General features: G+C 69.2%; 9 protein-coding genes. 5 read left to right on the top strand and 4 right to left on the bottom strand.

Annotated features, from left to right (window positions below):
* Positions 1-5: 5 nt before the first annotated feature.
* On the top strand, positions 6-1,211 hold the full coding sequence (purT, locus tag BST38_RS21770) for a formate-dependent phosphoribosylglycinamide formyltransferase (RefSeq protein WP_083145557.1): 1,206 nt from the start codon (positions 6-8) through the stop codon (positions 1,209-1,211).
* Here purT and BST38_RS21775 read toward each other — a convergent pair.
* Complete coding sequence (locus tag BST38_RS21775) at positions 1,208-2,128, bottom strand: putative endonuclease domain-containing protein (protein ID WP_237160872.1); 921 nt, start codon at positions 2,126-2,128, stop codon at positions 1,208-1,210. The two genes, purT and BST38_RS21775, sit on opposite strands and share 4 nt — an antisense overlap.
* A 197-nt stretch (positions 2,129-2,325) precedes the next feature.
* Complete coding sequence (locus BST38_RS21780) at positions 2,326-3,180, bottom strand: Bax inhibitor-1/YccA family protein (protein ID WP_083145559.1); 855 nt, start codon at positions 3,178-3,180, stop codon at positions 2,326-2,328.
* Between the two features lie 182 nt (positions 3,181-3,362).
* Here BST38_RS21780 and BST38_RS21785 point away from each other — a divergent pair, with 182 nt between their 5' ends.
* The 3 genes from BST38_RS21785 to BST38_RS21795 are packed head-to-tail and all read left to right on the top strand — an operon-like array spanning position 3,363 to position 6,922.
* Positions 3,363-4,409, top strand: coding sequence for an enoyl-CoA hydratase/isomerase family protein (locus tag BST38_RS21785; protein ID WP_083145560.1), 1,047 nt, complete (start codon positions 3,363-3,365; stop codon positions 4,407-4,409).
* On the top strand, positions 4,406-5,179 hold the full coding sequence (locus BST38_RS21790) for an enoyl-CoA hydratase (RefSeq protein WP_083145561.1): 774 nt from the start codon (positions 4,406-4,408) through the stop codon (positions 5,177-5,179). Before BST38_RS21785 ends, BST38_RS21790 begins: the two co-directional genes overlap by 4 nt.
* Before the next feature lie 9 nt (positions 5,180-5,188).
* On the top strand, positions 5,189-6,922 hold the full coding sequence (locus BST38_RS21795; protein ID WP_083145562.1) for an alpha/beta hydrolase: 1,734 nt from the start codon (positions 5,189-5,191) through the stop codon (positions 6,920-6,922).
* Here the strand turns inward: BST38_RS21795 and BST38_RS21800 are convergent.
* Both BST38_RS21800 and BST38_RS21805 read right to left on the bottom strand, forming a co-directional pair.
* Positions 6,919-7,287: a rhodanese-like domain-containing protein gene (locus BST38_RS21800; protein WP_083145563.1), complete on the bottom strand. Its 369-nt coding sequence runs from the start codon at positions 7,285-7,287 to the stop codon at positions 6,919-6,921. The two genes, BST38_RS21795 and BST38_RS21800, sit on opposite strands and share 4 nt — an antisense overlap.
* The gene (locus tag BST38_RS21805) at positions 7,287-7,823 is read right to left on the bottom strand and encodes a cysteine dioxygenase (protein WP_083145564.1); all 537 of its coding nucleotides are present in this window, start codon (positions 7,821-7,823) and stop codon (positions 7,287-7,289) included. Before BST38_RS21805 ends, BST38_RS21800 begins: the two co-directional genes overlap by 1 nt.
* Positions 7,824-8,037: 214 nt before the next feature.
* Here BST38_RS21805 and lpqV point away from each other — a divergent pair, with 214 nt between their 5' ends.
* Positions 8,038-8,454: a lipoprotein LpqV gene (lpqV, locus tag BST38_RS21810; protein WP_083145565.1), complete on the top strand. Its 417-nt coding sequence runs from the start codon at positions 8,038-8,040 to the stop codon at positions 8,452-8,454.
* Positions 8,455-8,505 lie beyond the last annotated feature (51 nt).

Here is an 8,505-nt window from a genome sequence, read left to right on the forward strand (position 1 = left end):
TTCCGATGACCACCATCGGAACGCCGCTGTCACCGCGCGCCACGAAAGTCATGCTGCTCGGCTCGGGTGAGCTGGGTCGCGAAGTGCTGATCGCGCTGCAGCGCCTCGGCGTCGAGACCATCGCCGTCGACCGCTACGACAACGCGCCCGGCCAGCAGATCGCGCACCACTCGCGGACCATCACGATGTCGGACCCCGATCAGCTGCGCGCGCTGATCGAGGCCGAGCGGCCCGACCTGGTGGTGCCCGAGATCGAGGCGATCGCGACCCCGGCCTTGGAGGCACTCGAGGCCGAGGGCGTGACGACGGTGATCCCGACCGCGCGGGCGGCGCGGCTGACCATGGACCGCGAGGGCATCCGGCGCCTCGCGGCCGAGACCCTCGGCCTGCCGACCAGCCCGTACCGGTTCTGCGATTCGCTGGCCGAGTTGGAGGCGGCGATCGAGATCGTCGGCATCGGCTATCCGTGCGTGGTCAAACCGGTGATGAGCAGTTCCGGCAAGGGTCAGTCCAAGATCGACGGTCCCGACGATGTCGCGCCGGCGTGGGAGTACGCGATGTCGGGCAGCCGGGTCTCCAACACCCGGATCATCGTCGAGGGGTTCGTCGACTTCGACTACGAGATCACGCTGCTGACGGTGCGGGCCCGCGGCGCCTCGGGTGAGGTCGAGACGCAGTTCTGCGAACCGATCGGGCACCGTCAGGTCAGCGGCGACTACGTCGAAAGCTGGCAGCCGCATCCGATGCCACCGACCGCGCTGGAGCGCGCCCGCGAGATCGCGCGCGCGGTCACCGAGAACCTCGGCGGGCAGGGCATTTTCGGCGTCGAACTGTTCGTCAAGGGCGATGAGGTGTGGTTCAGCGAGGTCAGCCCGCGTCCGCACGACACCGGCATGGTCACGATGGTCACGCAGTGGCAGAACGAGTTCGAACTGCACGCCCGCGCGATCCTCGGGCTGCCGGTGGACACCACGCTGAAGTCCCCCGGCGCGTCCGCGGTGATCTACGGCGGTGTCGACGCCGAGGGCGTGGTGTTCGACGGCGTGGACGAGGCGCTGCTGGTGCCGCAGACCGACATCCGGCTGTTCGGCAAGCCGGAGAGCTTCGTCAGGCGCCGCATGGGCGTCGCACTCGCCCACGCCGACGACGTCGACACCGCGCGCCGCAACGCCGCCGAGGCCGCCAGTCGGGTCCGGCCGCGGGCCGTTTAGCTCGCCTCTTTCGCCGACAGTGCGCTCAGATCGCCGATCTCGCGGAGTCGGGGCGCTGAGCGCACTCTCGCGGCATAGGCGCGCGCCACACGCCCGAGGATGTCGCCGGGGGTAGCCGATTTCACGACGCGGACCCGCACCCATTCGATCTCGTCGAGGTCCTCGGCGCGCCGGATGTCGTGGGCGAACTGCACCGGGTCGACGCGATGTTGGTCGCCGTCGTACTCGACCGCCAGCTTCAGGTCCTCCCACCCCATGTCGAGGTAGTAGCGCCGCCGGCCGTCGGCACTGACCACCGGGATCTGGGTGAACGGGCGCGGGAACCCGGCGCGGATCAGCAGCAGACGCAGCCAGGTCTCGCGCGGGGATTGCGCCCCCGGATCGTGGAGGGCCAGCGCGTCGGCCAGTTGCCGCATCCCGCGCTTCCCGGCATGTCTGGCGTGCGCCCACCGCAACACCTCGGCAACGTCGAAAGCCGCCGCGTTGCCCAGCGCGTCGAGCCGGGCGACCGCGACGTCGAGCGGCCCCCGGCGGCCCAGGTCGAAGACGGTCCGCTGCAGGGAGGTCACCGGCAGCCCGCGACGGCGGGTGATCTCGTCGGGGCGCAGGTCCTGCTTGTGCGTTCGGATGCCCTGCGGCGACCGGGCGTTCGACCAGATGAGTTCGATCGGCTGCGAAGCCTCGACGTATCGCGCGCCGTGCAGTGCCGCCGCGGTGAGCCCGGCCAGGATGCCGCCGCGGTGCGACCACAGCCACCCAGCCGTGGCCCGGTGATGCAGGCTCAACTCGACGCCCGGATGGGTGTACACATCCGGGTGGAGCGCCACGTACCTGGTGCGCAGCAGATGCTTACCGACGAGACCGGCCGAGACCGCTTCGCTTCCGATGAACGGCACCTGCATGCGTCGACCCTGCATGCGTCGACGATGGCGGGTCTGCGGTGTGTCGCGCAGCCACGAAATCGGCGACCTGTGCACAACTCCGCGACAGTGCGCTCAGATCGCCGATCCGCGGCCGGGCACGCACTGAGCGCACTCTCGCGGCCGCGCCGCCCGTCCCGCGGACGCGAAAAAGGGCGCCCACGTTCGTGGACGCCCTTTCTCTGGCGATACTGCTAGTCGTTGTTGAAGTAGCTCAGCAGACGCAGGATCTCGAGGTACAGCCAGACCAGGGTGACGGTCAGGCCGAGCGCGATGCCCCAGGCGGCCTTCTCCGGGGCGCCGGCGCGGACCATCTGGTCGGCCGCGTCGAAGTCGATCAGGAAGCTGAACGCGGCCAGGCCGATGCACAGCAGCGAGAAGCCGATGGCGAGCATGCCGCCGTCACGCAGGCCGAGGCCCGCTCCGCCACCGACGCCGAACAGCGCCAGGACCAGGTTGAGCAGCATCAGCGCGACGACACCGAACAGGCCGGCGACGATCATGCGGGTGAACTTCGGGGTGACGCGGATGGCGCCGGTCTTGTAGACCACGAGCATGCCGAAGAACACGCCGAGGGTGCCGACGATCGCCTGCGCGATCATGCCGACGCCGCCGACGGAGGCGATGTTGGCGATCACGAACGACACCGCACCGAGGAACAGGCCCTCCAGCGCGGCGTAGCTCAGCACGATCGCCGGGTTGTCCTGCTTGCGGCCGAAGGTCGCGACCAGCACCAGCGCAAGACCGCCGAGCGCGCCCACCAGGGTGAACGGCATGGCCAGGCCGACGTTGCCGCTGACGAGGAAGTACGACACGACCGCCACGGCGGTCAGGACGCCGAGCGTCATGCCGGTCTTCATCACGACGTCATCGATCGTCAGCGCGCGGGAAACACCCCGCTGCTGCTGATCGGGGTACTGCTGCGCCGTGTACGGATCGGCATGGACAGTCTGGGTACCGTAGCCGGCGGCTCCGGTACCGAACTGCGCGTAGCCGCCCTGCTGCTGTTTGGGCAGTGAGCGGAATACCGGGTTGCTGCTTTCGCGCACCGTCGGTTCCTTCCTGTGTTGTAACTCGAGTGGTCTCGCCCTGTGACGATCACAAAGGCAACGTTCGAGCTTCCCGGGCAGTTCCCGCTGAAGTCATTTTCAGCGAAGCCACTTCCCAGGGCGTTCACAGGAAACCTTACCCGGGCATCCCCGGAGACGGGAGACGATCTACATTGCATTCCGTGGACGAAAACGAGGATGTCCTAGTAACAGTCAGTGGCGGCGTCGGCCGGATCGTGCTGAACCGGCCGAAGGCGATCAATTCGCTGACCCATCCGATGGTCACCGTGATCGCGAAAGCGCTCAAGACCTGGGAGAACGATGACGCCGTCAGGGCGGTCCTGGTCACCGGCGCCGGCGAGCGCGGGCTGTGCGCCGGCGGTGACGTCGTCGCGATCTACCACGACGCCAAGGCCGGCGGGACCGCGTCGCGCGAGTTCTGGCACGACGAGTACCTGCTGAACTCCTACATCGGTCGGTACCCGAAGCCCTACGTCGCGATCATGAACGGCATCACGATGGGCGGCGGGGTCGGGATCAGCGCGCACGGAAGCGTGCGGGTGGTCACCGAGACCACCAAGATGGCGATGCCCGAGGTCGGTATCGGCTTCATCCCCGACGTCGGCGGCACCCACATCCTGGCGCGCACGCCGGGACTGCTGGGAGTGCATGCGGCGCTGACCGGCGCCCCATTCTCCGGTGCGGACGCGATCGTGATGGGCTTCGCCGATCACTTCGTCCCCCAGGACAAGGTGGAGGCGTTCATCTGCGCGGTCGAGGCCGACGGCGTCGACGCCGCGGTCGCCGCCTACGCGCAGCAGCCGCCGCCCAGCGCGCTGGAGGCGCAGCGGGGGTGGATCGACGAGTGCTACGCCGGCGACACCGTCGCCGACATCGTGGCCGCGCTGCGCGCACACGGCGCCGAGGAGGCGCGGGCGGCCGCGGACCTGATCGCGTCGCGCTCCCCCGTCGCCGCGTCGGTCGCGCTGGAAGGCCTCCGCCGGGCCGCGAAGCTCGCCACACTGGAAGACGTGCTGCGCCAGGAGTTCCGGACCTCGGTCGCGTCCCTGCGCACGCACGATCTGGTCGAGGGCATCCGGGCGTTGCTCATCGACAAGGACAAGAACCCGCAGTGGTCGCCGGCGACGCTGGACGAAGTGACCGCCGAGGACATCGAGGCGTATTTCGTCTCCGCCGATCCCGACATCGAATTCGAGGAGCAGTCATGACTTTCGAGACCATCCTGGTCGACCGCGACGGCCGCGTGGCCACCATCACGCTGAACCGCCCGAAGGCGCTCAACGCGCTCAACACCCAGGTGATGAACGAAGTCACCACTGCCGCAGCCGAACTCGACGCGGATCCGGGTGTCGGCGCGATCATCGTGACCGGCAACGAGAAGGCGTTCGCCGCGGGCGCCGACATCAAGGAGATGGCGAGCCTGTCGTTCGCCGACGTCTTCTCCTCGGATTTCTTCGCCGCGTGGGGCAAGTTCGCCGCGACCCGCACCCCGACGATCGCCGCGGTCGCCGGCTACGCGCTCGGCGGCGGCTGTGAGCTCGCGATGATGTGCGACATCCTGATCGCCGCGGACAGCGCGAAGTTCGGTCAGCCCGAGATCAAGCTCGGCGTGCTGCCGGGTATGGGCGGCTCACAGCGACTCACCCGCGCGATCGGCAAGGCCAAGGCCATGGATCTGATCCTGACCGGCCGCAACATGGACGCCGAGGAGGCCGAGCGGGCGGGCCTGGTGTCGCGCGTCGTGCCCGCCGATGCACTGCTCGACGAGGCCAGGTCGGTCGCGCAGACGATCGCGGGCATGTCGCTGTCGGCGTCGCGGATGGCCAAGGAGGCCGTCGACCGCGCGTTCGAGACGACGCTCACGGAGGGCCTGCTCTACGAGCGGCGGCTGTTCCACTCCGCGTTCGCCACCGACGACCAGACCGAGGGCATGACCGCGTTCGCCGAGAAGCGGTCGCCGAACTTCACGCATCGCTAAAGTTCATGCGTGACCGAGACCGCGTCCACCGCTGAGCACGACCCTGCGCCGACTGAGACGGCCCCTGAAACCGGGGCCAACCCCCAGACACGCGCGCAGGTCCGGCGCAGCTGGTGGGTCCGGCACTACACCTTCACCGGCACCGCGGTCGGCCTGGTTTTCCTGTTCCTGTCGCTGACACCGTCGCTGCTGCCGCGCGGACCGCTGTTCCAGGGCCTGGTCAGCGGCGGCGCCGGGGCCGTCGGGTACGGCCTCGGGGTGTTCTCGGTGTGGCTGGTGCGGTACATGCGGTCCAAGGACACCAGTCCGTCCGCACCGCGCTGGGCGTGGACGGTGCTGGTCGCGGCGGGCCTGGTCGGCCTGGTAGTGATGATCTTCCGGTTCCACAGCTGGCAGGACGACGTCCGCGACCTGATGGGGGTGCCGCGGCTCGGGTTCTGGGATTACCCGCTGGCCGCGGCGATCTCGGTGGTGACGCTGTTCGTGCTGGTCGAGATCGGCCAGCTGGTCGGGCGTCTGGTGCGCTTCCTGGTGCGGCAGGTCGACCGTGTGGCGCCGCCGAGGATCGCCGCCGTCGTCGTGGTGGCACTGCTGCTCGCGCTGACCATCGCACTGCTCAACGGTGTCGTGGTGCGGTTCGCGATGAGCACGATCAACAAGACCTTCGCGGCGGTCAACGACGAGACCGATCCCGACAATCCGGCGCCGACATCGCCGTTGCGCTCGGGCGGACCCGAATCGTTGGTCAGCTGGGAGTCGTTGGGACATCAGGGCCGGGTGTTCATCTCCGGCGGCCCGACAGTCGAGGAGCTCACCGAGTTCAACGGCACCCCGGCCGTCGAACCGGTCCGCGCGTACGCCGGGCTGCATTCCGCCGACGGCATCAAGGAGACCGCAGCGCTTGCGGCACAGGAACTCCTGCGCACCGGCGGCCTGGACCGGGCCGTCGTCGCGGTCGCGACCACGACCGGTACCGGCTGGATCAACGAGGCCGAGGCGTCCGCGCTGGAGTACATGTACAACGGCGACACCGCGATCGTGTCGATGCAGTACTCGTTCCTGCCCAGCTGGTTGTCGTTCCTCGTGGACAAGGAGAACGCCCGGCAGGCGGGTCAGGCGCTGTTCGAGGCGGTCGACGCGCTGGTGCGCGAGATGCCCGAAGCCGAGCGCCCGAAACTGGTCGTGTTCGGGGAGAGCCTCGGCAGTTTCGGCGGTGAGGCGCCGTTCCTCGCGCTGAACAACCTGATCGCGCGCACCGACGGCGCGCTGTTCAGCGGGCCGACGTTCAACAACACGATCTGGGAGGACCTGACCCGCAACCGCGATCCCCATTCCCCGGAGTGGTTGCCGGTCTACGACCGTGGCGAGAACGTCCGATTTGTCGCGGACGCGAAAGACCTTGAGCGCCCGACTGATCCGTGGGGGCAGCCCAGGGTGGTGTATCTGCAGCACGCGTCGGACCCGATCGCGTGGTGGAACACCGAACTGCTGTTCACCAAACCGGACTGGCTGCGCGAGGCGCGGGGCTCGGATGTGTCGCCCGACATGGAGTGGATCCCGGTCGTCACGTTCCTGCAGGTGTCGGCGGACATGGCGGTGGCCATCGACGTGCCCGACGGACACGGCCACGTCTACGTCCGCGACGTCGCGAACGCCTGGGCGGCGATCCTGCAGCCGCCGGGCTGGACCCCGGAGAAGACCGAGAGACTGCGCGGACTGCTGCGCAGCGACGAGAACTCCTAGTCCAGAACCTCTTTGAGGGCGTGATAGCCACCGATCACGTCGGTGGAGCGGTGCAGGCCGAGGCCTTTCAGCGACGCCGCGGCCAGGCTTGAGGTGTAGCCCTCCGAGCAGAGGATGACCCATTCGACGTCGTCGTCGACGGCCTGCGGGATCCGGGCGTCGCTGGTCGGGTCGCACCGCCACTCCAGGACGTTTCGCTCGATGACCAGCGCGGCGGCGATCTCGCCTTCGGCGGCGCGCTGTGCCGCGGGACGGATGTCGACGAGCACGGCACCGCGGGCGAGCGCGGCGGGCACCTCGTGGGCGGCCAATCGGGTCAGCTTGGCCCGTGCGTCGTCGAGGACCTTGTCGATACGGCTGGCCATCAGTCGTGCTCCGGCTTGTCGGTGAGCTCGGTGCACTTGCGGCGCAACGTATTGCGTTCGGTCACCTCGTAGTAGGACATCACCGTGAGCGGCGGCGAGTACGCGTGCACGCTGAGGGTGGGGGTGGGCACGGGGCTTACCGGAGTGGCGATCCCGCCGGCGGTCACGGTCTCGCGGGCCCACACCACGTCGTGCACCCAGCCGAGGGGGAATGCGGCCTGGTCACCGGCGACCAGCTTGCGGTTGCGCAGCGCCTCACCGTCCCAACGGGTTTCGCGCAGCGCCCCGGAGACGACGGTCAGCGCGCCGAGCGAGCCGCCGTGGTCGTGCAGTTCGGTCGCCCGGTTCGGCACCCAGCTGATCAGCCAGACGTCGAGTTCGTCGTTGCCGTGCAGGCGGGTGAACCACCGCTCGCCGGTGGGTGGGCCGCCCGCGGGCAGCAGATGGTCGAAGTCTCCGCCGAGGACGTCGTCGGCGAAACGGTCGGTGACGTGCAGGAGGTCGGCAGGACGCAGACGGGTGGGAGCCAAGCTCATCAGGGAACTCCAGGGACGGACGAAACGAAGGATCAGGGGGTCGGCGCTAGGCCGGACAACACTCCTGGGTTCGCGTCACGTCGATCACCGGGCCAGTGTTCCACAGGCCGGGGCGCGCTCGCCACCTGCGGACCTTAACCTCACGGTGAATCTAAAAACCCGCAGTTGGCACCCTGATCCCCCCATCTGCGCCGCGGTTGCCTACATTGGCGGCATGCAACGGTCCCTTCTGGCCCGTACCGCGGGCACTGTCGTCGCCCTGGCGGCGACCGCGGCATGTGCGACACCGACCGACACTCCCCCGCCCGCCTCCAGCACGGTCTCGCAGTCCCCGCCCGCCGGGCAGGCGGTGGCGCCGGGGGTGTCCCCGGGCGGGGTGACCACGGCCGTCGACGCGCCGGCGGAGTCGACCGAGGACGACTACTTCCAGGCCTGCCTGGCCGCGAAGACCTGGATGGACCAGCAGGGCGGTGATCCGCGGTCGCAGATCGAGCCCTACCTGAAGACGTTGCAGACGCAGCCGACGGCCGGGCCCGCGACGTTCGGCACGCCGTGGCCCGACCTGTCGCCCGGCCGGCAGGCCGCGGTCATCGTCGCCGTGGAGGCGGCCGCCGACGCGCTGTGCGGCTAGGAGCCTGCTGAATTAATCCGGCGTGGTGGCGGGGTTTGCGGCTGGGTTCTC

The sequence above is a fragment of the Mycolicibacterium parafortuitum genome, from assembly GCF_002086815.1.
In the GTDB taxonomy this organism is placed as follows: Bacteria; Actinomycetota; Actinomycetes; order Mycobacteriales; family Mycobacteriaceae; genus Mycobacterium; species Mycobacterium parafortuitum.